This window comes from Geodermatophilus saharensis (genome assembly GCF_900188205.1).
Lineage (GTDB): Bacteria > Actinomycetota > Actinomycetes > Mycobacteriales > Geodermatophilaceae > Geodermatophilus > Geodermatophilus saharensis.
Genome location: NZ_FZOH01000001.1, coordinates 622757 through 646425, shown reverse-complemented (window position 1 = coordinate 646425; position 23669 = coordinate 622757). Strand labels below are relative to the sequence as shown.

Genomic DNA, 23669 nt, shown 5'->3' with positions numbered 1-23669 from the left:
CGGGCGCGACCCGCTTGCCCGCCGCACCCGTGGTGCCAGGGAGTGCACAGGTACGCGACCTAGACTCGCGGACGAGGGCAGGCGCGAACCCTGCCACGCCGGCGCGCACCCATGCTGCGCCACGACCGGCGGACACACCACTCGACGAGCACCGACGAGCACCGAGGAGAGCACGTGGCCAAGGACCGCAAGCCCGATGCCGGCCGCGCCGGGGGCGGGTCGAGCCGGTCCGGGTCCGGCGCGCGACCGGCGTCGGCGACGAGGTCGTCGGGGGGCCGGGGGCGCACCCGCCCGCCGACGCAGGTGGTCACCCAGCAGCGGCCGTGGGGTCTGATCGCCGCCGCGATCGCCGTCGTCGTGTTCGCCGTCGCGGCCATCACCTACGCGGTCGTGCAGGTGCGCCAGTCCGACGCCGAGCGCATCGACTCGCTCGACGAGATCTCCGGGATCGAGAGCTTCGACTACGCCGCCGGCCAGGAGCACGTGTCCACCCCCGTCGAGTACGAGCAGTCGCCGCCGGTGGGCGGGCCGCACGACGGCGAGTGGGCCGACTGCACCGGCACCGTCTACGACGTCGACGTCCGGCACGAGAACGCCGTCCACTCCCTCGAGCACGGCGCCGTGTGGATCGCCTACGACCCCGAGCGGGTGTCCGGCGACGACGTGGAGAAGCTGGCCGACCTGGTCGACGGCGTCTCGGGCCGGCTGCTGTCGCCCTACGCCGGCCTCGACTCCGCGGTCAGCCTGCAGTCGTGGAACCACCAGCTGAAGGTGGACTCCGTCGACGACCCGCGCATCGAGCAGTTCGCCGACTTCCTCACCTTCAACGGCGAGGTCGAGGGCCACTACCCCGAGATCGGTGCCAGCTGCGAGAACCCGACGTTCGTGGCCGACCCGCTGGTCGTCGGCGACCAGAGCCGCGGCACGGACGCGATGACCACCGACGCGCCGACCACGCCCACCGCCGCGGCGGACGGCTCGACCACGGAGTGAGGTCGCGATGACCGCCACCGCCGTCCGCCCCGAGCAGGACTCCCCCGCCCCGCGCCCGCGCGGCCGCGGGCTGCGCGCCGCCCTGCTGGCCCTCATCGCCGTCGCGCTGGTGGCCCTCGGCGGCGGGCTGGCGGTGGGCCTGGGCATCGGCCAGGCCCCGAGGCCGACCGCCGACTCGGTCGACGCCGGGTTCTCCCGCGACATGGCGGTGCACCACCGGCAGGGCGTGGAGATGGCCAACCTGGCGCTCGAGCGCAGCACCGACCCCGAGGTCCGGCGGCTGGCGTTCGACATCTCCAGCACGCAGACGAACCAGGCCGGGCAGATGGAGGGGTGGCTGTCGCTGTGGGGACTGCCGCGCTCCGGCGGTGAGCACATGGCCTGGATGGGCGGCGGGCACACCGGGCACGACACGTCGTCGATGGATGGCGCGCTCATGCCGGGGATGGCCACCGAGGCGGAGCTGGCGGACCTGCGGTCGCTGAGCGGGACGGCGTTCGACGTGGAGTTCCTGCGGCTGATGATCCGCCACCACCAGGGCGGCTTCGACATGGCGCAGTACGCCGCCCAGCACGCGGCCGAGCCCGCCGTGCGCACGCTGGCGCGGTCCATCGCCGACACGCAGACCGCCGAGGTGACGACGATGGTCGACATGCTCACCGCGCGGGGCGGGACGCCGCTGCCCGCGCCCTGAGTCCCGCCGTCGGGACGGGCGGGGGCGGCTGGTAACTTCTCTCCTGCCCCGAGCCCCCGTAGCTCAGGGGATAGAGCACCGCCCTCCGGAGGCGGGTGCGCAGGTTCGAATCCTGCCGGGGGCACAACACAGAACCCCAGGTCAACGGCTCATCGAAACGGCCCGGACGGTCCTCCGTCCGGGCCGTCGTCGTCTCCGGTGCGCGGGCAGCCCGTGTGGCCGCTGCCGACCGGCTGGGCCGCGTCGTCCTGCCGGTCCGTCCCGCCCGCGGGACCGGCCCTCGTGCGCTACGCCCGGGCCCGGCCGGCCAGGTTGCCGGGCTCGATCACCAGCAGCGTGAGCACACCGGGGCCCTTGTGGGCACCGACCCCCTGCCCCGCTCCTCCCGCCCGGGTAGCGGACCAGCTTGACGAGCGTGGACGGGCGGTCACCGAACGCGCTGTCGAAGACGTCGGCCGGGCTGCCCAGCGCCCGCGCTCAGGAGTGGAGGAGCCGGCGGGCGACCGCGGTGCACCGGGCCTCCCAGTCGGTGAAGACCTCCCGCAGGCCGGGCAGCGCCTCCGGCCACAGGTCGGGGCCCTCCAGCCGCATGCAGGCCGGGGCGGCGGGGTCGTCGGAGGGTGCCCGTTCGGCGGCGATGTCGATCTGCTCCCGCCAGTCGGCCCGGCCCTGGGTCGCTCGCCCCCGGCGCGGGTGTGACCACGGAAGTGGGGGCTGCGCGGCATCTCGACCCGGCGCTTGTCCTCCAGGGGCAGCGCGAACAACCGGGCCGCGTGGGCGAACGCGCGCGCGGTCACCTCCTCCGGGATGCCGTGACCGACCAGGTAGGAGAACCCGACCTCGTGGGTGGCGGCGCGCAGGGCGTCGAGGAACTCCGCCGCGCGGGCCTCCCCCTGGTCCAGCAGCGCCGTGTCCAGGACGGGGATGGTCGTCGCCGTCCGGGCCGTCTCGGTCGTGCTCGACCCCCGGTACTCGTGTCGGCCCGCTGCCGTCGCAGGGGGGAGGCCATCCGCGGCGTCCGCTCGCTGGGCCCGCCCCGGGCCGGGCGAACCGCGCGGACGGCGCGTCGAGGGGCGTCGCCACGACACCGACCGTCGTCGGCGGACAGCCACGCGCGGTGCCACGCCCTACCGACCGCTCCGCCCGCGCGGGCCGCGGAGCGGGACGTCCCGCACCGTGGTTCAGGTCGCGATGCCGACGAGCTTGGTGTCGAGGTACTCGTCGATGCCCTCGTAGCCGCCCTCACGTCCCAGCCCGCTGGCCTTGACGCCGCCGAAGGGGGCGGCGGCCGACGTCGGGTTGATGTCGTTGACGCCCACCATCCCGAAGCGCAGCTTCTCGGTCACCCGGATCGCGGTGGACAGGTCGTTGGTGTAGACGTACGCGGCCAGGCCGTACTCGGTGTCGTTGGCCCGCGCGACGACCTCGTCCTCGTCGTCGAACGGGGTGACCGCGGCGATCGGGCCGAAGGTCTCCTCCCGGGAGACGAGCATGTCCGGCGTCACGTCGGCCAGCAGCGTGGGCGAGAAGAAGGTCGTCCCGCCGAGCCCCTCGACCTGCAGGCGCTCGCCCCCGGCCACGACCCGGGCGCCGCGGGTCCGGGCGTCGTCGACCTGCGCCGCCATCTTCGCCACGGCGCGCTCGTCGATGAGCGGGCCGATCGAGATGCCCTCCTGGTCGCCCCGCCCGACCCGCAGCGCGGCGATCCGCTGCTCGAGGGTGGCGACGAAGGTGTCGTAGAGGGAGCGGTGCACGTAGATGCGGTTCGGGCTGATGCAGGCCTGGCCGGTGTTGAGGAACTTGACCAGCGCGGCCCCCTTGGCCGCCCGCACCGGGTCCGCGTCACCGAAGACGATGAACGGCGCGTGCCCGCCCAGCTCCACCGAGACCCGCTTGAGCGTGGCGCCGGCCCTGGCCACCAGCACCTTCCCGACGGCGGTGGAGCCGGTGAAGGTGAGCTTGCGGACCACCGGTGAGTCGAGCAGCTCGTCACCGACCTCCGCCGGGCGGCTGGTGGTGACCAGGTTGACCACCCCGGCGGGTAGCCCGGCGTCGACGAGCAGCTGCACGGTCGCCACCGCGCACAGCGGGGTCTGCTCGGCGGGCTTGAGCACCGAGGTGCACCCCGCGGCGACGGCAGGGGCGAGCTTGCGGGTGAGCATCGAGATCGGGTAGTTCCACGGCGTGATGGCCGCGACCACGCCGACGGCCTGGCGCATCGTCACGAACCGCTGGTCGGCCCGCGCCGAGGGGATCGTGACCCCGCCGACGCGCTTGGCCTCCTCGGCGAACCAGGCCAGGAAGTCCGCGGCGTAGGCCACCTCGTTCATCGCGGCCTTGAGCGGCTTGCCCTGCTCGCGGGTCATCAGCGCGGCGAGGTCCCGGCGCCGCTCCCGCATCAGCGCGTCGGCCCTCGCGAGCACCGCCGCGCGCTCGTAGGCGGTCGCGCCCGACCAGGCCGGCAGCGCACGCTCCGCGGCGGCGATCGCGGCGGCGGTGTCGGCCCGGTCGCCGTCGGAGGCCCGGCCGATGACCTCGCCGGTCGCCGGGTCCGTGACGGGGAACGTCGCGCCGCCCTCGGCCGCGCGCCACTCGCCGTCGACGTGGATCGTGTGTGCTGGCTCCTGCGTCATCGCGCCTGCCTCACTGGCTGACCGATCCGTGGATCGGGGGTCGGGTCCGCGGCGCCGTCCCGCCACCGGGCGATGGTGTCACCCGCGGAACGGGCCGTACGAGCCGGTGAACACGACCGGGTGCGGGAGGCCGGGCCCGTGCCCGTCGCCCTCGACGGCGGCCCCGCCGCCGACGCCGAGCAGGGTGCGGGTCACTGCCTGGGTGCTGTCGAGCAGGTCGTCGAGGGCGCGGCTGACGTGCACGGCCGTGACCCGGTCGAGCGGGTCCTGCTCGTGCAGGGCCTCCAGGACGGCGCGGCGCAGCAGTTCCTTGAGGAACGACGCCGTCACGCCCTCGGTGCGGCCGACGGCGCCGGTGACGTCGTCCTCCGACAGCTGCAGCGGCACGTCGCGGCCGTAGAGCTCCAGCAGCCGGCGGCGGGCCGCGGCGTCGGGCAGGTCGACGTCGACGGCGACGTCGATGCGCCCGGGCCGCGCGGCCAGGGCCGGCTCGAGCAGGTCGGCCCGGTTGGTGGTCAGGACGAACAGCAGGTCGGCGTCCGGAGCGGCGCCGTCCATCGCGTCGAGCAGGTCGAACAGCACGGGGCTGCCGCCCGGGCCGAAGGAGCGGTCCATGGCGACGAGGTCGACGTCCTCGAGCACCACCACGGCCGGCTGCAGGTCGCGGGCCAGGTCGGTGATCGAGCCGACCGTGCCGAGCGACCGCCCGGTGAGCAGCAGCCGGGTGTAGCCCTCCATCCGGCCCAGCAGGTAGCGCACGGTGTGGGTCTTGCCGGTGCCCGGCGGTCCGTAGAGGAGCAGGCCGCGCTTGAGGTGCTGCCCTGCCGCGCGCAGGCCCGCGCGGTGCGCGGCCACGCCCAGGGCGTGCCGCTCGACGCGGTCGAGGACGGCGGCGGGCAGCACGACCTCGTCGCGGTGCAGCTCCGGCGGGTCGAGGAAGGTGAGCACGACCTGGCCCATCGGTCCCTGGGTGACCTCGACCAGCCGGCCGCGGTACACGTTCAGCTCGCGGCGCAGCCGGTCGATCTCGGCGAGGACGGCCTGCGCCTGCTGCACCGGCAGCCCGGCGACCTCGACGCGCAGCCGCGGCTCGTGCTCGCTCGGCCCCTGCACCAGCAGCACGTAGCGCCCGGCGTCGTCGGTGACCAGCAGCAGGGCCGTGCGCAGGCAGGCCAGCGTGGAGTCCGGACCGTTCGGCAGGTCGACCACGGAGGGAGCGCTCAGGCGCACCGGGGGCAGTCCCTCGCCGGTCATCAGCTGCTGCAGGTCGATCCCGGCGTAGTGCGGCGGGAGCACCACGCCGCGCACCTCCACCGAGCGCCCGCCGGTCGCGGTCCAGGCGTCGAGGGCGGTCTGCAGGTTGACGTGCTCGAGGGGCGGGAGCTCCCGTGCGACCACCGACTGCTGCAGGCGCTCGGGACCCAGCGTCTCCTGCACCAGCGTGACGACCTCGTTGCGCGCGCCCTCCCCGGTGAGGTGCAGCCAGTCGAGCAGCGACCGCAGCCCCGCGGCGAACTCCCTGGCCTCGGTCGGTGATGCCTCGCTGGCCACGGCGCTCCCTGTTCCCGGTCGGTCGGACGTAGCGGCGCAGCGTAGCGATCACCGCACCGCTCCGCTGCCGGTCGCCGGCGGCCCGGACCGGCCGCGCGTCGCCCGGTGCCGGGACGGTCCAGGGCGCACCCACCCGGAGCCGACCGAGGAGCCCGTCCTGAGCGAGCAGCACGCCGTCGAGCGCCGTCACCCGCCGACCGCGCTGGTGCGGCTGGTCAACCCCCTGGTGCGCCGGCTGGTGGCCCGCGGCGTCGCCCGCGACCAGCTGCTCGTCCTCCACCTCACCGGCCGGCGCACCGGCCGGCGCCACGACCTCCCGGTGGGCTACCACGTCGTCGACGGCGTCCCGACGGTGTTCACCACCAGCGGGTGGCGGCACAACTGCGCCGGCGGCGCCGACGTGGAGGTGACGTTCCGCGGGAAGCGGCGCCCGGCACGCGCCACGCCGGTCACCGACCCGCCGGGGGTGGCGGCGCTGTACCGGCGGCTGATCGAGGAGATGGGCTGGCGGGCCGCGCAGCGCCGGATGGGCGTGCCGACCACCGTGGGCCGCACACCGCCCCTCGAGGAGCTGCAGGACGCGGTGACCCGGTCGGGCCTGTCGCTCGTCCGGCTCGACCTGCGCTGAGCCGCGCCCGCCGGACCCGCCGCCGGGCGTCCGGTGGGAGCGGCCCACGCCCCGTGGTCCTCCCCGTCCGGCCGGGGCACCGCGCCGGGAACGGGTCCGGACCCGGCCGGCCGGTCGTACGCTGCGCCCCCTGCCGGGCTCGCGCCCCGCGGGTCCGGGATGGCCGGGAGGCAAGCCATGAGCAGACCACGCTGGGTCGTCGCCGCACTCGCCGTCGGGACGTTGGTGGCCGTACCGACGGCGGGCGCGTCCGCCGCTCCGCTGACCGATACCAGCGACCTGCGGGACGCGGTCACGGTGGAGGCGGTGCGGGCCCACCAGGCCGAGTTCCAGGAGTTCGCGGACCTGAGCGACGGCACCCGTGAGGCCAGCACCCTCGGTTACCAGCTGTCCGCCGACTACGTGGCGGGGCTGATGGCGGCGGCCGGCTACGAGGTGACGCGCCAGCCGTTCGACTACTTCTTCTACGAGGAGCTGGCCCCCGCGACCGCCGTGGGCACCTCGCCGGGGTTCCCCTTCACCTACGTCGAGGGCGTGGACATCTCGACGATGGACTACTCCGGGACCGGCACGGTCACCGGCGTGGTGCAGGGCGTCGCGGACAACGTCGTCCCGCTGCCGGTGGGGCAGCCCACGGGCACGTCGAACGCCGGGTGCGAGGCCGCCGACTTCGCCGGCTTCACCGGCGACATCGCGCTGATCCAGCGCGGGACCTGCGACTTCTCCGTCAAGATCGCCAACGCGGTCGCGGCCGGCGCCGACGCGGTGATCATCTTCAACGAGGGCAACAGCCCCGACCGGACCGGTGTGGAGTTCGGGCAGGCGAGCTTCCCGCAGGACGTGCCGGTCCTGGAGATGAGCTCGGAGGCCGGTGCCGCCCTGGTCGAGTTCATCGAGGCGGAGGCCGCCGCGGGCCGGACGGTCACCATGACGGTGAGCGCGACCACCCTCTCCGAGGTCCGCCGGTCCGAGAACGTCATCGCCGAGACGACGACCGGGCGCACCGACCGCGTCGTGGTCTCCGGCGCCCACCTCGACTCCGTCGCCGAGGGCCCGGGCATCAACGACAACGGCTCCGGGTCGGCCGCCCAGCTCGAGGTGGCGCTGCAGATGGCCGAGCTGGGCATCGAGCCGGTCAACCAGGTGCGGTTCATCTGGTTCGGCGCCGAGGAGGCCGGCCTCGTGGGCTCGGCCTACTACGTCAGCCAGCTCACCACGCGGGAGCTGAAGGACATCGCCGTGATGCTCAACTTCGACATGGTCGGTTCCCCCAACCCGGGGTGGTTCGTCTACGACGGCGACGCATCGGACACCCCCTCGACCGGGTCGACCGGGTCGGGCGTGGTCGAGGACGTCTTCGTCGACTACTTCGCGTCCATCGGCCGGGAGACCGAGCCGACCGCCTTCGACGGCCGCTCGGACTACGACGCGTTCGTCGAGGCCGGGATCCCCGCCGGCGGCCTGTTCACCGGCGCGGAGGACGTCAAGTCCGAGGAGCAGGCGGCGAAGTGGGGCGGCACCGCCGGGGTCGCCTTCGACCCGTGCTACCACGCGGCGTGCGACACGTACGACAACGTCGACCTGGTCGCGCTGGACGAGATGACCGACGCCGTCGCGCACGGCGTCCTCACCTTCGCCATGACCCCGTCCGCCGTGCAGGGGACGGGCCGGGCGTCGAGCAGCGCCGCGCAGGACACCGCCTCGCCGGGGCTGCAGAGCATCCGGTGACGGCCGTGGGGTGGGGGCGGTCCGCCGTCCCCACCCCGAGGGCGTCCGGTTAGCGTGCCGGGCATGGAGCACACCGGGGTGCAGACCACCCGCGTCGGCGACGTCGAGCTGGCCTACGAGACCTTCGGCTCGCCCGAGGACACACCGCTGCTGCTGGTCATGGGCCTGGCCACGCAGATGATCGGCTGGCCCGACGAGTTCTGCCGGATGCTGGCCGACCGCGGCCTGTACGTGATCCGGTTCGACAACCGCGACATCGGCCTGTCCACCCACCTCGACGCCGCCGGCGCGCCCGACGTGCTCGCCGTGATGGGCGGCGACCACTCGCGGGTCGCCTACCGCCTCCCCGACATGGCCGAGGACACCGCCGGCCTGCTCGACGCCCTCGGCCTCGGCAGCGCACACGTGGTGGGGGCCTCGATGGGCGGGATGATCGCCCAGGCGCTGGCGATCGCCCACCCGGAGAAGGTGCGCAGCCTGACCTCGATCATGTCGACGACGGGCGACCCGGCCGTCGGCGCGCCCGCGGAGGCGGCGCTCGGCGTGCTGCTCGCCCCGCCGGCGACCGACCGGGAGAGCGCGGTGCAGCGCGCCGTGGACACCTACCGGGTCATCGGCTCCCCCGGCTTCGAGTTCGACGAGTCCGGGCTGCGGGAGCGCGCGGGGCTGTCCTTCGACCGCGCGTACAACCCGGCGGGGGTGGCCCGCCAGCTCGCCGCGATCCTGGCCAGCCCGGACCGGACCGCCGACCTCGCGCGGGTCGCCGTCCCCACCCTCGTGGTGCACGGCGCGCAGGACGCGCTCGTGAACGTGTCCGGCGGCCGGGCGACGGCGGCGGCCATCCCGGGCGCCGAGCTCGTGGTGGTCGAGGGCATGGGCCACGACCTGCCCCGCGAGGTGTGGCCGCAGCTGGTCGACCGGATCACCGGGCTGGTCGACCGCGTCGAGCGGGCGTGAGACGGGCCGGGGCCCCGCTCCGACGGCGGGGCCCCGGCCGGGCTCAGCTGGTGAGCATGCCGCCCTCCACCGGGATCGTCGTCCCGGTGACGTAGCCGCCGGCGTCGCTGACGAGGAACACCAGCGCCGCGGCGAGCTCCATCGGGTCCCCGGCACGGCCGGCGAGCACCCGCCCCATCTGCTGGTCGAGGTAGCCCTCGGGGTACTGGTCGGTCATCTCCGAGGCGAAGAAGCCCGGGGCCAGCGCGTTGACCCGGATGCCCTTGCGCCCGGTCCACTGCTGGGCGAGGTCGCGGGTCAGGCCGATCAGCCCGGCCTTGCTGGCGGCGTAGGCGGCCTGGGGCAGCCCGGCGGTGGTCAGCCCCAGCACGCTGGAGATGTTGACGATGGAGCTGCCCGGCTTCATCACCCGGCCGCAGGCCTGGGCCATCCAGTAGCAGCCGTTGAGGTTGACGTCGATGACCGCGCGGAACTCCTCGGGCTTCTCCCGGGTGGCCGGCGCGGCGGTGCCGATGCCGGCGTTGTTGACCAGCACGTCGACCCGGCCGAACTCGGCCATGGTGGCGTCGACGAGGGCCTGGCAGTCCTCCACCTTCGCCACGTCGGTGCGGACGGTGATCGCCCGCCGCCCGGCGGCCTCGACCGCCTCCTTGGTGGCGGCCATCCTGTCCTCGCGCCGGGCGCCGAGGGCGACGTCGGCCCCGGCCTGCGCCAGGGCCCGGGCGAAGACCACGCCGAGTCCCGACGACGCCCCCGTCACGATCGCCACCCGGCCGTCGAGCCGGAACATGTCCAGCACCGTCCTGTCCGCTGCACCGCTGTCCGCCACGCCGCTCTCCCCTTCCGCTGCTGCACCGTCCCCGGGACGGTAACCGGCTGTGTGGTGGGTCACCCGGCGGGTAGGCACCCCCCGGACGAGGGGAGGCCGGACATGACGTCGGGGAAGCAACCCGAGGCGCCGCTGTGGCGCCAGGCGTTCGACGCCGCCGAGAAGCGGGTGACCCCGCACGCCGAGAACCTGGTGCGCACGCCCGGTTTCGCCACCGGCGTCGCCCTGCTGCGGCGTGCCCAGAACGCGGCGAAGGACACCGCGCGCGGGGTGTCGGCCCGCGCCTGGCACCTGGTCAACCTGCCCGCCGGCACCGACCTCGCCCGGCTGCGCGCGCAGATCGGCGCCCTCGACCGCGAGGTGCGGCGCCTGACCGTCCAGCTGGAGACCGAGCGCCGCGCCCGCGCGGCCGCCGAGACGACCCCGGAGGAGCCCGATGCCGACGGTACCCAGCCCGCAGGCGGTCCTCGACCGCGTCCGGCGCGACGTGGAGCGCAACGCCCTCCGCGCGCGTAACGGCATCAAGCTCGTCGCCGGGGTCGACCGCCCGGGGGTCGGGCTGACGCCCAAGGACGTCGTCTGGGAGCGCGGCCGCACCCAGCTGTGGCACTACCGCAGCGACCGGGTGCGGTACTCCCCGCCGCTGCTCATCGTGTTCAGCCTGGTCAGCCGCAGCTACATCCTCGACCTGACCCCGGGCAACTCGTTCATCGAGCAGCTGCTCGACGCCGGCTTCGACGTGTACATGGTCGACTGGGGCGAGCCCGACGAGCGCGACGCGCAGAACCGGCTCGAGGACTACGTCGACGACTACGTCCCGGCCGCCGTGGAGCGGGTGCGGGAGATCTCCGGCGCCGAGGAGGTCAACCTCTTCGGCTACTGCTTCGGCGGCGACCTCTCCCTGCTCTACGCCGCCCACCACCCCGACGCGCCGCTGCGCAGCCTCACCGTGCTCGCCACCCCGGTCGACTTCACGCAGATGGGACCGATGGCCGACGTCTTCCGCGGCGGGCTGGAGGTCGACGACGTCCTCGACGAGAACGGCAACGTGCCGCCGCGGGTCGTCGTCCAGGGCTTCAAGACGCTCACCCCCACCGCGGAGGTCACCCGGTACGTGACGCTGTGGGAGCGGCTGTGGAGCGACGAGTACGTCTCGGCCTACCAGGCGATGACCGGCTGGTCCGACGACCACATCCCGTTCCCGGGCGCCGCCGCCCGCGAGACGGTGCAGATGCTCGTGCGCGACAACGGGATGGTCACCGACCGGCTGGCCGTGGGCGGTGACCGGGTGCACCTGTCCGACATCCGGCTGCCGTTCCTGACCGTCCGCGCCGACCGCGACCACATCGTCCCGCCCGACGCGACCGCGCCGCTGATCGACCTGGTCGGCTCGGAGGACAAGCACGAGCTGCGGTTGAACGCCGGCCACATGGGCCTGGTGGTCGGCCGGACGGCGGCGCGGACCACGGTGCCGGAGATCATCGGCTTCCTGCGCACGCGCAGCGAGGAGAGCGCGCCCGCCCGGGCGGCGGGGCAGGAGGGATGAGCGTGGAGGTCGTCGAGCTGGGACCCGCGCACGCGGAGGCGCTGCTGCGCTTCTTCGGGAGCCTGCCCGAGGGTGACCTGACCTTCATCGAGGAGGAGGTCACCGACCCCGCCGTCGTCCGGTCGTGGGCAGACGGCGCGGGTGGCGGGCGGCGCTTCGTGGCGATGGACGGCGACGAGGTCGCCGGCTACGTCGCCGTCCGCCCGCTGCCGGGCTGGTCCGCACACGTCGGGGAGGTGCGGCTGGTCGTCTCCCCCACCCGGCGCGGCTCGGGCCTGGGCCGGGGGCTGGCCCGGCAGGCCCTGGTGACGGCGGTCGGCGACGGGCTGGCCAAGCTCGTCGTCGAGGTCGTCGCCGAGCAGGGCGCGGCGCTGGCGCTGTTCACCGACCTGGGCTTCACCGGGGAGGCGCTGCTGCGCGACCACGTCCGCGACCGCGAGGGGAACCTGCGCGACCTCATGGTGCTGGCCCACCACGTCGACGAGACCTGGGCCGGCATGGCCACCGTCGGGCTGCCCGAGGCGCTGGGCGAGGACGTCGACTGACCGGAGCACGAGTCCGAGCCCACCGAGCCGGAGCCGGCTGCAACGGCGTGCACTTCCGCGGTTGTGTCCGAGGAGGAGGACTTCGCGCGGTGGTCGGAGGAGATGGAGCGCCGCATCCTGGCCGGGAGTTCGACGCCGAGCCGGCCCCCTGCTACCTGGATGAGGACGGGCCACCACCCGACACCTGGCCCGACCAGCCACCACCCCTGGCGCCACCGAGGAACCTCCCCGGCCCGGCCGTGCCCGGCGGGTGGTGGGCGCGCGCCGACCGCGCCGTCGACGACGCCGGACAGGTATTGCTGGCCCTCGAGCGGGCCCTCGGCCACGCCCGCCGGCTGGTGGCCACCGCCGAGCGCGCCGACACCGCCGACGAGACCACCTGGGCCACCGGCCCCGCCGGCCGCGTCTCGGCCGCGCCCGACGCGCTGACCGCACTGGCCGCCGCCACCGATCAGGCCCGTGCCGACCTCGCCGACCTGCTCGGCCGCACCGCCGGCGGCGGGCTGGCCGACCGGCCCCGCCTCGCCCTCACCGACACCCTCACCGGCGCCCTGCTCGCCCTCACCGACCTGCCCGCCCTGCACCGCGCCGCCGATGCCGGCACCGGCCTCGCCCCACCCGGTGCCAGCCCCGGCTACCGGCCCACAGCAGGCCTGGACCGGTACGTGCGCGCCCGCGACCGCCGCTGCCGCTTCCCCGGCTGCCGCCACCCCGTCCCCCGCCGCGGCGAACTCGACCACCACACCCCCTGGCCGGCCGGGCCGACCGCCGTGGGCAACCTGGCCGGCTACTGCGCCGGCCACCACCGCGGCAGACACCAGGCACCCGGCTGGCCCCACACCGTCGCCCCTGACGGCACCCTCACCGTCACCACCCCGTCGGGCCTCACTGCCACCACCACCCCACCGCCGTACTGACGGGCGCGGGCCACCGCCCGGGTTGCCGAACCGATCAGACCTCGGCGACCCGGCCGTCGTCGACGGCGAAGCGGCGGGTCACCGCCACCGCGTCGAGCATGCGGCGGTCGTGGGTGACCAGCAGCAGCGTGCCGGGGTAGTCGGCCAGCGCGGACTCCAGCTGCTCGATGGCCGGCAGGTCGAGGTGGTTGGTCGGCTCGTCGAGCACCAGCACGTTGACCCCGCGGGCCTGCAGGAGCGCCAGCGCGGCGCGGGTGCGCTCCCCCGGCGAGAGGGTCGCCGCCGGGCGCAGCACGTGCTCGGCGGTCAGGCCGAACTTCGCCAGCAGCGTGCGGACCTCCGCCGTCGGCCAGTCGGGCACCTCCGCGCCGAAGGCCTCCAGCAGCCGCCGCTCGCCGACGAACAGCCCGCGCGCCTGGTCGACCTCGCCCAGCCGCACCGCCGGCCCGAGCGAGGCGCTGCCGGCGTCGAGCGGCACCCGGCCCAGCAGCGCGCCGAGCAGCGTCGTCTTGCCCGAGCCGTTGGGGCCGGTGATCGCCACCCGGTCACCCCAGTCGACCTGCAGGCTCACCGGCCCGAGGGTGAAGTCACCGCGGCGGACGACGGCGTCGCGCAGCGTGGCGACGACCGCCCCGGCGCGCGGCGCGGCGGCGATGGTCATCCGCAGCTCCCACTCCTTGCGGGGCTCCTCGACCACCTCCAGCCGCTCGATGCGCCGCTCGGTCTGCTTGGCCTTGGCGCCCTGCTTCTCCGCCGTGGCCCGGTTGTGGGCCTTGATGAACTTGTCCGGGTCCCGCTGCTTCTTCACCGCGTCCCGCACGCCCTTGGCCAGCCAGTTGCGCTGCATGCGCGCCCGGGCCTCGAGCTCGGCCTTCGTCTCGGCGTACTCCTCGTACTCCTCGCGCGCGTGCCGGCGGGCCACCTCGCGCTCGGCGAGGTAGCTCTCGTAGCCGCCGTCGTGCACCCGCACCAGCTGCTGGGCGAGGTCGAGCTCGACCACGCGGGTGACGGTGCGGGCGAGGAACTCCCGGTCGTGGCTGACGACGACGATCCCGGCGCGGTTGCCGGTGACGAACCGCTCGAGCCGGTCGAGGCCGGCCAGGTCGAGGTCGTTGGTCGGCTCGTCGAGCAGCAGCAGGTCGTAGCGGGACAGCAGCAGGGCCGCCAGCCCGACCCGGGCGGCCTGCCCGCCGGACAGGCCCGGCATCGGCGCGTCGGGTGCCACGCCGGGCGCCACGTCGGCCAGGACCGCCTCGAGGCGCTCCTCGAGGTCGGCGCCGCCCAGGGACAGCCAGCGCTCCAGCGCCTCCGCGTAGGCCTCCTCGGCACCGGGCCGGCCCTCGGTCAGCTCGACGGTGGCGGCGTCGAGGGCGGCCTGGGCGGCGGTGACGCCGGTGCGGCGGGCGAGCGCGGCGGCGACCGTCTCGCCCTCCCGGCGGTCGCGCTCCTGCGGCAGGTGCCCGACCGTCGCCGTCGGCGGGCTGAGCGTGATCCCGCCGGACTCGGCGGGCAGCTCACCGGCGAGGGTGCGCAGCAGCGTGGACTTGCCGGCGCCGTTGACGCCGACCAGGCCGACGACGTCACCGGGGGCGACGACGAGGTCGAGGTCGGAGAAGAGGACGCGGGCACCGTGTCCGGCGGCCAGGCCGCGCGCGACGAGGGTGGCGCTCATGGAGGTGCTCCCGGGGTGGACGGCGGGTCGGGGGACGACGTCGGTTCCGGGGGTCACAGCACGAACCCACGGTAGCGCGGGAGGACTCAGCGGTCGCGCACGATCTCGTGGGAGGGCCCCTCGTCGACCTCCCCCGCCACCCGCCGGCTCACCCGCCACGGCTGCACGGACTCGTAGCCGCGCACCGCCACCGGCTCCATCGGCCGCACCCGGTACTGGGGCAGGTCGCGCACGTGCCCGGCGAGCACCCGGTCGACCAGCACCGCTCCCGCGGGGGCGATCGACGTCAGCCGGCTGGCCAGGTTCACCACCGGCGAGTAGACGTCGCCGAGGCGGGTGAGGACCGTGCCGTAGGCGGCGCCCACCCGCAGCGGCGGGTGGTCCTCGGCGTCCCAGACGGCGGGCAGGATCAACCCGATCTCGACGGCGTCGACGGCGGAGGCGGCGGTGAACAGGACGCCGTCGCCGACGGTCTTGACCACCCGGCCGCGGGAGCGGGCGATGACCTCGGTCGCCGTCGCCTCGAAGGCCTCCACCATCGCGCCGAGCTCGCGGCCGCCCATCCCCCGCGAGCGCGAGGTGTAGCCGACCAGGTCGGCGAAGCCCACGGCCATCTCCCGCCGGTCCCCCGCCGCGCCGGTGGACAGCACGCGGTCGAGGTTGGCGGCCAGGTGCCGGCGCCACACGTAGTCCTGCGTGCGGCTCAGCAGCGGCAGCAGCGCCTCGGCGGCGGCCACGGCGTCGACCGGCGTCCCCGGGGCCTGCTCGCGCGCCCGCCGGACGAGCACGTCGGCGAGCAGGTCGGTCTGCCAGTCGGCCAGCCGGGACAGCGCCTGGCCGGTCACCCGGGCGATGGACGCCTCGCTGTCGGGGTCGATGAAGCCGGCGTCGATGAGCTCGGAGACGGTGGCCAGCGCCCCGACGTCGGACAGCGTGAAGGCGCGGTCGTCGTCGGCGACGTCGGGGAAGCCCAGCGCCCGCCACAGCCGCTGGGTGCGCTCCGGGGGCATGCCGGCCGCCGCGGCGACCTCCAGCCGGGTCAGCCGGCGCGGGCCACCGAGCAGCAGCCGCTCCAGCGCCTCCCGGACCTCCGGACCGGGAGGCGCCGGCGTCGGACCGGGTTCGGCAGGGCCCACGGGCGACCCGTCCCGGCTCAGCCCGTCGTCCGGTCGACGAGGACCGCGACGAGCCGACAGGCACCCACGGCGGGCACTGTAGTGACCGGGCCGGCGGCGGTGTGCCCGCGGTCACGGCCGCGCGGGCGAACGCCGGGTGAGCGGCGGGGAACCGGCCGGTGACACGCGGCACGCCGCGCCCCGTGGGCTCGGTGGGCGGCCGCCGGTGCGCTTGGATGGGGCGGCACGGGGGTGCGGACGGCGGCACGGCGCGACGAGGAGGACCGATGCCCAGCGGCACCACCGCAGGACCACGACCGGTGCGGATCGAGGTGTCCGGTCTGACCAAGACCTTCGGCACCGTCCGCGCCGTCTCCGACCTCGGCTTCACCGTCGAACCGGGCTCGGTCACCGGCTTCCTCGGGCCCAACGGCGCGGGCAAGACGACGACGCTGCGGATGGTCCTCGGCCTGATCACCCCCGACACCGGCACCGCCACCTTCGACGGCGTCCCCTACGGGGCGCTGCGCGAGCCGGTGCGCACGGTGGGCGCGGTGCTCGAGACCGCCTTCCACCCCGCCCGCTCCGGCCGCGACCACCTGCGGGTGTACTGCCGCGCCGCCGGGATCCCCGTCGCGCGCGCCGACGAGGTCCTCGAGCGGGTCGGCCTCGCGACCGCGGGACGGCGCCGGGCCGGCGGCTACTCACTGGGCATGCGGCAGCGGCTGGCGCTGGCGACCGCGCTGCTCGGCGACCCGCCGGTGCTGGTCCTCGACGAGCCGGCCAACGGCCTGGACCCCGAGGGGATCCTCTGGCTGCGCGGCTTCCTGCGGCACCTCGCCCACGACGAGGGCCGCACCGTCCTCGTGTCGAGCCACCTGCTCGCCGAGATGGAGCAGACCGCCGACCGGGTCGTCATCGTCGGCGCCGGCCGGCTGGTCCGGCAGGGCTCGATCGCCGAGCTGCGGTCCGGCGCGCAGGGCGCCGGCACCGTCCTCGTGCGCAGCCCCGAGGCCGACCGGCTGGTCGCGGTGCTCGCCACCGCGGGCCTGGCGGCCACCCGGAGCGAGGACGGCCTGGTCACCGTCGAGGGCGCCACCCCGGCCCTCGTCGGCGCCCGCGCGTTCGCCGCGCAGGTGGAGCTGCACGAGCTGCGCGCCGAGAGCACGGGCCTCGAGGACCTCTACTTCCGGCTCACCGCCGGCCAGGAGCAGTTCGCGGCCGGCTCCCCCGCCGGGCCCGCGCAGTACACGACCCAGGGAGCGGCCCGATGACCGCGCTCGTCCGCGCCGAGTGGACCAAGCTGCTGACCACCCGCGTCTGGATCGGCCTGGTCCTCGGCGCCTGCCTGATGGCCGGCGGCTTCGCCGCGCTGTTCACCGGCCTGGCCGGCGCGGAGCAGAACGGCGGCCAGCCCGGGCTCCCGGCGGTGGGCACGCCGCAGTACGAGGAGATCGTCTTCTCCGTCGCGGCCAACGCCAGCGTCTTCCTGCTCATCCTCGGGATCATCGGGATGACCCAGGAGTACCGGCACCGCACCGCCACCCCGACCTTCCTCACCACGCCCCGCCGCGGCCGCGTCGTCGCCGCCAAGCTGCTGGCCTACGCCGCCGCGGCGGTGCCGGTGGCGCTGCTGGTGCTCGCCGTCGACGTCGTCGTCGTGCTGCTCTACGCCGGCGCGCGCGGTGCGGCGCCGTCGCTGGACGGCGACAACCTGCGCACCCTCGGCGCCGCCGGGCTGGTGCTGGTCGTGTTCGCCGTGATCGGCGTGGGCATCGGCGCGCTGCTGCGCAACCAGGTCGGCGCCATCGTGGGCTCGCTGGTCTACCTCTACGTCGTCGAGCCGATCATCTCCTCGATCGGCGCGATCCAGGGCGCCTACAAGTGGCTGCCCGGCGGCGCGGTGCAGGCCATCACGTCGGACTTCCAGGCGCCGGAGCTGCTCGCCCCGTGGCAGGGCGTCGTGCTGCTGCTCGGCTACGGCCTGGTCGCGGCGCTGCTCGGCAGCCTGCTGGCCGTCCGCCGCGACGTCGTCTGACCGCGCCCCACCGCACCCGCACCGCACCCGAGGACGAGGGACCCCTGCATGACCACCCGCATGACCCTGCCGCGCCTCGCCCGCCTCGTGCAGGCCGGGGAACTCGAGGCCGTGCGCAGCGCCGTCGCCGACGCGCCGCGGCTGCTCACCGGCACGCTGGAGCACGCCGGCGAGAGCGGCTGGACGCTGCTGCACCTGGCCGTGTCGGCCGGCCGCGAGGACGTCGTCCGGGAGCTGGTCGCGGCCGGCGCCGACCTGGGGGCGCGCACCGAGTCCGGCCGCACGCCGCTGCACGTCGCCGTCGAGCACTCCCCCGGCCTGGTGCCCGTGCTGAGCGCGCTCGGCGCCCCGGTCGACGCCGCGGCCGCGGCGTACCTCGGCGACGTCGACCGCCTCACCGGCGAGCTCGACGGCGGCGCGGCGCACACCGACCCGGCCACCGGGCTGGACCTGCTCACCGTCGCCGCGGCCGGCGGCGCGGCCGGGACGCTGCGGCTGCTGCTCGACCGCGGCGCCGACCCCGACCGCGGGGCGCTCGCCGCTGCCGCGGCCGCCCGCCGGCCCGACCTGGTCCGCGTGCTGCTGGACGCCGGCGCCCGGGCCGACCGGCGCGACCCCGACACCGGCCGGACGCCGCTGCACGAGGCCGTGGCCGCCGGGCCGGGCGGCGACGCGCCCGAGGTCGTGCGGCTGCTGCTCGCCGCCGGGGCCGACGTCGAGGCGACCACCTCCGACGGCGCCAGCGCCCTCGACATCGGCCGGGTCGCCGCGGCCCGCCACCGCCGCGACGACGCAGGTCAGGCCGGTGCCCGCGACGCCCTCGTCGAGCTGCTCGTGGCCGCCGGCGCGCGCAGCTGAGCGCAGGCCGCGGCGGCCGGCCGCAGGCCCGGCGCGGCGGGCGGACCGCGGGTCGGGCACCGGGGACGGGCGTAGAGTCAGGCCCCGGTCCAGAGACGTCCACCGACGACGAAGAAGGCACTCGACCCCGTGTCACGCGACAACTCATCCCGGCCGTCCTCCACCGGCAACTCCTCGGCGGTGGCGGGCTTCGGCACCAACGAGTGGCTGGTCGAGGAGATGTACCAGCAGTACCTCGCCGACCCGTCCAGCGTGGACCAGGCCTGGCACGAGTTCTTCGCCGACTACCGGCCGGGCAGCCCGGTCGCCGCCAGCGACGACCGCGAGCAGGCCCCCGCGCCGGTGACCGCCCCCGCGTCGCCGGCGCCCGCGCCGCCCGCGCCCGCCGCCGAGCCGACGGGGTCGCCCAACGGCCGGCCGGCTGCGGCAGCCACCCCGGCCCCCGCGCCCTCCCCCGCCCCGGAGGCCGCCCCGGAGCCCCCGGCCACGCGGTCCACCCCCGTGCCCGAGCGCACCGAGGCCACCGTCGTCGACCGCGCCGCCGACCGCGCCGAGCAGAAGGCCAAGGCCGCCCCGGCCCCGGCCGCGGCGCAGCCGGCGAAGGCCGCCCCCGCCGACGGGCCGAAGCGGACGCCGCTGCGCGGCGCCGCCGCCAGCGTCGTCAAGAACATGAACGCCTCGCTCACCGTCCCGACGGCGACGAGCGTGCGCGCGGTGCCGGCCAAGCTGCTGGCCGACAACCGCATCGTCATCAACAACCACCTCAAGCGCTCGCGCGGCGGCAAGGTCTCCTTCACGCACCTGATCGGCTACGCGCTGGTCCGGGCGCTGGACGACTTCCCGAACATGAACGCCGCCTTCGCCGAGGTCGACGGCAAGCCGACCCTCGTGCAGCCCGAGCACGTCAACTTCGGCCTGGCCATCGACCTGCCCAAGGCCGACGGCTCGCGCTCCCTCGTCGTCGCCTCGATCAAGGGCGCCGAGGAGATGGACTTCGCCCAGTTCTGGGGCGCCTACGAGGACGTCATCCGCCGCGCCCGCGCCGGCAAGCTGACCCTCGAGGACTTCTCCGGCACCACGATCAGCCTGACCAACCCGGGCACCATCGGCACCGTCCACTCGGTGCCGCGGCTGACCGCCGGCCAGGGCGCGATCATCGGCGTCGGGGCGATGGAGTACCCGGCCGAGTTCCAGGGGATGAGCCCCGAGGCGCTCACCGAGCTCGGCGTCTCCAAGATCATCACGCTGACCTCGACCTACGACCACCGGATCATCCAGGGCGCCGAGTCCGGCGACTTCCTGCGCCGGCTGCACCAGCTGCTGCTGGGCGAGGACGGCTTCTACGACGACGTCTTCCGGTCGCTGCGCATCCCCTACGAGCCGGTGCGCTGGATGCCCGACGTGCGGGTCAGCCGCGAGGGGCAGATCGACAAGGAAGCCCGGGTCATCGAGGTCATCGAGTCCTACCGGCGCAACGGCCACCTCATGGCCGACACCGACCCGCTCGAGTTCAAGGTCCGCAGCCACCCCGACCTCGACATCCTGCAGCACGGCCTGACCCTGTGGGACCTCGACCGCACCTTCCCCGTCGGCGGCTTCGCCGGCGAGAAGGTGATGCCGCTGCGCGACATCCTCGGCGTGCTGCGCAACTCCTACTGCCGCACCGTCGGCGTGGAGTACATGCACATCACCGACCCCGAGGAGCGCGAGTGGCTCCAGCAGCGCATCGAGGTCAAGCACGAGCAGCCCGACCGGGACAAGCAGAAGCACATCCTCGGCCGGCTCAACGCCGCTGAGGCGTTCGAGACCTTCCTGCAGACCAAGTACGTCGGGCAGAAGCGCTTCAGCCTCGAGGGCGGCGAGTCGGTCATCCCGCTGCTCGACGAGGTGCTCATCGCCGGCACCGACCACGGCCTCGACGAGGTCGCGATCGGCATGGCCCACCGCGGCCGGCTCAACGTGCTGGCCAACGTGCTCGGCAAGAGCTACGCCAAGATCTTCGGCGAGTTCGAGGGCAACATCGACCCCGGCACCGTCCAGGGCTCCGGCGACGTCAAGTACCACCTCGGCGCCGAGGGCACCTTCGACAACCCGTTCCGCGAGGGCGCGCAGATCGCCGTCTCGCTGGCCAGCAACCCCTCGCACCTGGAGACCGTCAACCCGGTCCTCGAGGGCATCACGCGGGCCAAGCAGGACATGATCGACAAGGGCGAGCAGGGCTTCACCGTGCTGCCGGTCCTGCTGCACGGCGACGCCGCCTTCGCCGGCCAGGGCGTCGTGCAGGAGACGCTGAACCTCTCGCAGCTGCGCGGCTACCGCACCGGCGGCACGGTGCACGTCGTCATCAACAACCAGGTCGGCTTCACCACCAGCCCGGCGGCGTCGCGCTCGAGCCTCTACTCCACCGACGTCGCGCGGATGGTCAACGCGCCGGTCTTCCACGTCAACGGCGACGACCCCGAGGCCTGCGTGCGGATGGCGCGGCTGGCCGTGGAGTACCGGCAGGCGTTCAAGAAGGACGTCGTCATCGACCTCGTCTGCTACCGCCGCCGCGGGCACAACGAGGGCGACGACCCGTCGATGACCCAGCCGCTGATGTACGAGATCATCGACCGCAAGCGGTCGGTCCGGAAGCTCTACACCGAGGCGCTCATCGGCCGGGGCGACATCACCCTGGGCGAGGCCGAGGAGGCCCTGAAGGACTACCGCGACCAGCTGGAGCGGGCCTTCGCCGAGACCCACGACGCGAGCGAGACGCCCAAGCCGCAGCCGGTCATGGACCAGCCCGCGCAGCAGGCGACGACGGTGGCCACCGCCATCACCCCCGAGGTCATGAAGGCGATCGGCGACGCGCACGTGTCTCTGCCCGCCGACTTCACCGTGCACCCCAAGCTCCAGCGGCTGCTCGAGCGGCGCGCGGCGATGGTGAGCGAGGGCGGCATCGACTGGGCGATGGGCGAGCTGCTGGCCTTCGGGTCGCTGCTGGTGCAGGGCATCCCGGTGCGGCTGGCCGGCCAGGACTCCCGCCGCGGCACCTTCGTGCAGCGGCACGCGGTGCTCATCGACCGGCAGACCGCCGGCGAGTACACCCCGCTGGCCCACCTCGCCGAGGACCAGGCGAAGTTCTTCGTCTACGACTCACTGCTCAGCGAGTACGCCGCGCTCGGCTTCGAGTACGGCTACTCGGTGGCCAACCCGAAGGCGCTGGTGCTCTGGGAGGCGCAGTTCGGCGACTTCGTCGACGGCGCCCAGATGCTCATCGACGAGTACATCAGCTCCGGCGAGGCCAAGTGGGGTCAGCGCTCCGGCGTCGTCCTGCTGCTGCCGCACGGTCTGGAGGGCCAGGGCCCCGACCACTCCAGCGGTCGCATCGAGCGGTTCCTGCAGCTGTCGGCGGAGAACAACATGACCGTCGCCAACTGCTCGACGCCGGGCAACTACTTCCACCTGCTGCGCCGCCAGGCGCTCTCCGACGTGCACCGGCCGCTGGTCGTGTTCACGCCGAAGTCGCTGCTGCGGGCCAAGGCGGCGGTCAGCCCGGTCGCCGACTTCACCGACGAGGGCTTCCGCCCGGTGCTCGGCGACCCGGGCGTGGGCGGCGAGCCGCTCGACGACGCCGCGGTGCGCCGGGTGCTGCTGTGCAGCGGCAAGGTCGCCTACGACCTCATGGCGCAGCGTGAGGCCGAGGGCCGCGCCGACACCGCGGTGCTGCGCGTCGAGCAGCTCTACCCGCTGCCCGGTGAGCAGATCCGGCGGGCCGTCGACCGCTACCCGAACGCCCAGGACCTCGTCTGGGTGCAGGAGGAGCCGGCGAACATGGGCGCCTGGTCGTTCATGGCGCTCAACCTGCCCGAGCACCTCGGCGGCCGGACGCTGCGCCGGGTCAGCCGCCGCGCCTCGGCCAGCCCCGCCGTCGGCTCGGCCAAGGTGCACGAGGTCGAGCAGAAGGAGCTCATCGCCCAGGCCTTCGCCGACTGACGCGGCCGTGTACTTCACCGACCGCGGCCTGGAGGAGCTCGCCGACCGGCGGGGCGGGGAGCAGGTGACCCTCGCCTGGCTGGCCGACCAGCTGCAGGCCTTCGTCGACCAGCACCCCGACTTCGAGGTGCCGATCGAGCGGCTGGCCACCTGGCTGGCGCGCGGCGGCACCGACGACGTCGACGACGACTGACCACTCCGTGACGGTGACGGGGGCGCGCCTCCGCCATCCGCCGCCCGACAGGCGGGACGCTGCGCACGTGCTCGGTCACTCCCACGCGCTCTCCGGCCTGGCCGCCGGTGCGGCGACCCTCCCCTGGGCCCCGGTCGACGGCACCGTCGCGCAGGTGGCGTGGGTCGGCGCCGCCGGTGGGTTCGCCATGCTGCCCGACCTCGACCACAGCGGGTCGACGGTCTCGGACATGTGGGGCCCGGTCACCGACGTGCCGTCGGGCGCGATCGGCCGGCTCGCCGGCGGGCACCGCTGGGGCACCCACGACGCGCTGCTGGCGCCGGTGGCCTTCGGCGCCGTGGCGCTGGCGGCGGCGAACCTGTACTGGTCGAGCCTGGTGGTCATGGCGCTGGCGATCGGGCTGGCGCTGCGCGCGCTGCACTTCGTCATCCCCGGCCGGGCGGAGAACACCGTCGTCGGCAACCTGGTGCTGTCCTTCGGCGGCGCGTGGCTGCTGCTCGGGCACATGCCGCAGCCGACGTGGCTGCCCTGGGCCGTGGCGCTCGGCGTGCTGACCCACGTCGTGGGCGACCTGATCACCAAGCAGGGCGTGCCGGTGCCCCTCCTGTGGCTGCTCAAGCGCAAGCGGGTCGCGCTCACCCCCATGCGTACGGGCACGACGCTGGAGAAGTCGGTGCTCGCGCCGGCGTTCCTCCTCGTCGCCGTGTGGTTCCTGTACGACAACACCGCCGCGCGCGGCGTCGTGGAGCCCTACCTGCAGGGGCTGCTGAGCCTGGGCGGCTGAGACCGCGCCG

At 74.9% G+C, this 23669-nt stretch carries 20 protein-coding genes, 1 tRNA gene and 1 pseudogene; 16 read left to right on the top strand and 6 right to left on the bottom strand.

Translation table 11 applies throughout. From position 1 onward, the window contains the following. Positions 1-174 precede the first annotated feature (174 nt). The 3 genes from CHC04_RS03120 (at position 175) to CHC04_RS03110 (ending at position 1811) form a co-directional block, all read left to right on the top strand. On the top strand, positions 175-993 hold the full coding sequence (locus CHC04_RS03120) for a thioredoxin-like domain-containing protein (RefSeq protein WP_089402388.1): 819 nt from the start codon (positions 175-177) through the stop codon (positions 991-993). A gap of 7 nt (positions 994-1000) precedes the next feature. Beyond that, positions 1001-1687 carry a DUF305 domain-containing protein gene (locus CHC04_RS03115; protein ID WP_089402387.1) on the top strand — a complete coding sequence of 229 codons (687 nt, stop codon included), beginning with the start codon at positions 1001-1003 and terminating at the stop codon, positions 1685-1687. A 52-nt stretch (positions 1688-1739) separates the two neighbouring features. After that, positions 1740-1811, top strand: a tRNA-Arg gene (locus tag CHC04_RS03110). A gap of 562 nt (positions 1812-2373) precedes the next feature. On the opposite strand, the pseudogene CHC04_RS25470 reads toward CHC04_RS03110, so the two are convergent. From CHC04_RS25470 to CHC04_RS03095, 3 genes and pseudogenes are all read right to left on the bottom strand, one after another. Next, a pseudogene (locus tag CHC04_RS25470) lies at positions 2374-2775 on the bottom strand (2-oxoglutarate and iron-dependent oxygenase domain-containing protein); the annotation flags it as partial. Positions 2776-2868: 93 nt separating this feature from the next. Continuing rightward, the gene (locus CHC04_RS03100) at positions 2869-4320 is read right to left on the bottom strand and encodes an NAD-dependent succinate-semialdehyde dehydrogenase (RefSeq protein WP_089402386.1); all 1452 of its coding nucleotides are present in this window, start codon (positions 4318-4320) and stop codon (positions 2869-2871) included. 78 nt (positions 4321-4398) lie between these two features. Then, the gene (locus CHC04_RS03095) at positions 4399-5871 is read right to left on the bottom strand and encodes an AAA family ATPase (protein WP_089402385.1); all 1473 of its coding nucleotides are present in this window, start codon (positions 5869-5871) and stop codon (positions 4399-4401) included. A gap of 205 nt (positions 5872-6076) precedes the next feature. On the opposite strand from CHC04_RS03095, the gene CHC04_RS23880 reads away from it, so the two are divergent. From CHC04_RS23880 to CHC04_RS03080, 3 genes are all read left to right on the top strand, one after another. Further along, positions 6077-6499 (top strand): nitroreductase/quinone reductase family protein, encoded by a 423-nt coding sequence (locus tag CHC04_RS23880; RefSeq protein ID WP_176449802.1) that lies wholly within the window; start codon positions 6077-6079, stop codon positions 6497-6499. 177 nt (positions 6500-6676) lie between these two features. Next, positions 6677-8227, top strand: a complete 1551-nt coding sequence (locus tag CHC04_RS03085; RefSeq protein ID WP_089402383.1) for a M20/M25/M40 family metallo-hydrolase — start codon at positions 6677-6679, stop codon at positions 8225-8227. A gap of 63 nt (positions 8228-8290) precedes the next feature. Next, a complete protein-coding gene (locus CHC04_RS03080) occupies positions 8291-9184 on the top strand; it encodes an alpha/beta fold hydrolase (protein WP_089402657.1) in 894 nt (297 codons plus the stop codon). A gap of 43 nt (positions 9185-9227) precedes the next feature. On the opposite strand, the gene CHC04_RS03075 is transcribed toward CHC04_RS03080, so the two are convergent. Beyond that, positions 9228-9974, bottom strand: coding sequence for an SDR family NAD(P)-dependent oxidoreductase (locus tag CHC04_RS03075; RefSeq protein WP_089402656.1), 747 nt, complete (start codon positions 9972-9974; stop codon positions 9228-9230). Positions 9975-10115: 141 nt separating this feature from the next. Here CHC04_RS03075 and CHC04_RS03070 point away from each other — a divergent pair, with 141 nt between their 5' ends. The 4 genes from CHC04_RS03070 (at position 10116) to CHC04_RS03055 (ending at position 13021) form a co-directional block, all read left to right on the top strand. Continuing rightward, positions 10116-10529, top strand: a complete 414-nt coding sequence (locus tag CHC04_RS03070; RefSeq protein WP_089402382.1) for a hypothetical protein — start codon at positions 10116-10118, stop codon at positions 10527-10529. Continuing rightward, positions 10450-11559: an alpha/beta fold hydrolase gene (locus tag CHC04_RS03065; RefSeq protein ID WP_089402381.1), complete on the top strand. Its 1110-nt coding sequence runs from the start codon at positions 10450-10452 to the stop codon at positions 11557-11559. The genes CHC04_RS03070 and CHC04_RS03065 overlap by 80 nt, the downstream gene beginning before the upstream one ends. Then, positions 11556-12104, top strand: a complete 549-nt coding sequence (locus CHC04_RS03060) for a GNAT family N-acetyltransferase (RefSeq protein ID WP_245816943.1) — start codon at positions 11556-11558, stop codon at positions 12102-12104. The genes CHC04_RS03065 and CHC04_RS03060 overlap by 4 nt, the downstream gene beginning before the upstream one ends. An 89-nt stretch (positions 12105-12193) precedes the next feature. Beyond that, positions 12194-13021 carry an HNH endonuclease gene (locus CHC04_RS03055; RefSeq protein WP_141233676.1) on the top strand — a complete coding sequence of 276 codons (828 nt, stop codon included), beginning with the start codon at positions 12194-12196 and terminating at the stop codon, positions 13019-13021. Positions 13022-13055: 34 nt separating this feature from the next. Here the strand turns inward: CHC04_RS03055 and CHC04_RS03050 are convergent, their stop codons facing one another. Together CHC04_RS03050 and CHC04_RS03045 are read right to left on the bottom strand one after the other, a co-directional pair. Next, positions 13056-14693 carry an ABC-F family ATP-binding cassette domain-containing protein gene (locus tag CHC04_RS03050; protein WP_089402378.1) on the bottom strand — a complete coding sequence of 546 codons (1638 nt, stop codon included), beginning with the start codon at positions 14691-14693 and terminating at the stop codon, positions 13056-13058. Positions 14694-14779: 86 nt separating this feature from the next. Next, a complete protein-coding gene (locus tag CHC04_RS03045; protein ID WP_245816942.1) occupies positions 14780-15829 on the bottom strand; it encodes an adenylate/guanylate cyclase domain-containing protein in 1050 nt (349 codons plus the stop codon). Positions 15830-16095: 266 nt separating this feature from the next. Here CHC04_RS03045 and CHC04_RS03040 point away from each other — a divergent pair, with 266 nt between their 5' ends. From CHC04_RS03040 to CHC04_RS03015, 6 genes are all read left to right on the top strand, one after another. Beyond that, the gene (locus CHC04_RS03040; RefSeq protein WP_089402377.1) at positions 16096-17082 is read left to right on the top strand and encodes an ABC transporter ATP-binding protein; all 987 of its coding nucleotides are present in this window, start codon (positions 16096-16098) and stop codon (positions 17080-17082) included. After that, complete coding sequence (locus CHC04_RS03035) at positions 17079-17846, top strand: ABC transporter permease subunit (protein WP_089402376.1); 768 nt, start codon at positions 17079-17081, stop codon at positions 17844-17846. The genes CHC04_RS03040 and CHC04_RS03035 overlap by 4 nt, the downstream gene beginning before the upstream one ends. 48 nt (positions 17847-17894) lie before the next feature. Further along, positions 17895-18704, top strand: coding sequence for an ankyrin repeat domain-containing protein (locus CHC04_RS03030; RefSeq protein ID WP_089402375.1), 810 nt, complete (start codon positions 17895-17897; stop codon positions 18702-18704). A 129-nt stretch (positions 18705-18833) separates the two neighbouring features. Continuing rightward, positions 18834-22682: a multifunctional oxoglutarate decarboxylase/oxoglutarate dehydrogenase thiamine pyrophosphate-binding subunit/dihydrolipoyllysine-residue succinyltransferase subunit gene (locus CHC04_RS03025; RefSeq protein ID WP_089402374.1), complete on the top strand. Its 3849-nt coding sequence runs from the start codon at positions 18834-18836 to the stop codon at positions 22680-22682. A 7-nt stretch (positions 22683-22689) separates the two neighbouring features. Further along, entirely contained in the window at positions 22690-22875 is a 186-nt protein-coding gene (locus CHC04_RS03020) for a DUF6104 family protein (protein ID WP_089402373.1), read from the top strand. A gap of 67 nt (positions 22876-22942) precedes the next feature. Next, positions 22943-23659 (top strand): metal-dependent hydrolase, encoded by a 717-nt coding sequence (locus CHC04_RS03015; protein WP_089402372.1) that lies wholly within the window; start codon positions 22943-22945, stop codon positions 23657-23659. Positions 23660-23669: the final 10 nt, after the last annotated feature.

Excerpts from the sequence above, each read along its gene's own strand:
- CHC04_RS03115 (WP_089402387.1), top strand. The coding sequence starts at position 1,001 with ATGACCGCCACCGCCGTCCGCCCCGAGCAGGACTCCCCCGCCCCGCGC.
- CHC04_RS03100 (WP_089402386.1), bottom strand. The coding sequence starts at position 4,320 with ATGACGCAGGAGCCAGCACACACGATCCACGTCGACGGCGAGTGGCGC.
- CHC04_RS03085 (WP_089402383.1), top strand. The coding sequence starts at position 6,677 with ATGAGCAGACCACGCTGGGTCGTCGCCGCACTCGCCGTCGGGACGTTG.
- CHC04_RS03080 (WP_089402657.1), top strand. The coding sequence starts at position 8,291 with ATGGAGCACACCGGGGTGCAGACCACCCGCGTCGGCGACGTCGAGCTG.
- CHC04_RS03075 (WP_089402656.1), bottom strand. The coding sequence starts at position 9,974 with ATGTTCCGGCTCGACGGCCGGGTGGCGATCGTGACGGGGGCGTCGTCG.
- CHC04_RS03070 (WP_089402382.1), top strand. The coding sequence starts at position 10,116 with ATGACGTCGGGGAAGCAACCCGAGGCGCCGCTGTGGCGCCAGGCGTTC.
- CHC04_RS03065 (WP_089402381.1), top strand. The coding sequence starts at position 10,450 with ATGCCGACGGTACCCAGCCCGCAGGCGGTCCTCGACCGCGTCCGGCGC.
- CHC04_RS03060 (WP_245816943.1), top strand. The coding sequence starts at position 11,556 with ATGAGCGTGGAGGTCGTCGAGCTGGGACCCGCGCACGCGGAGGCGCTG.
- CHC04_RS03050 (WP_089402378.1), bottom strand. The coding sequence starts at position 14,693 with ATGAGCGCCACCCTCGTCGCGCGCGGCCTGGCCGCCGGACACGGTGCC.
- CHC04_RS03040 (WP_089402377.1), top strand. The coding sequence starts at position 16,096 with ATGCCCAGCGGCACCACCGCAGGACCACGACCGGTGCGGATCGAGGTG.
- CHC04_RS03035 (WP_089402376.1), top strand. The coding sequence starts at position 17,079 with ATGACCGCGCTCGTCCGCGCCGAGTGGACCAAGCTGCTGACCACCCGC.
- CHC04_RS03030 (WP_089402375.1), top strand. The coding sequence starts at position 17,895 with ATGACCACCCGCATGACCCTGCCGCGCCTCGCCCGCCTCGTGCAGGCC.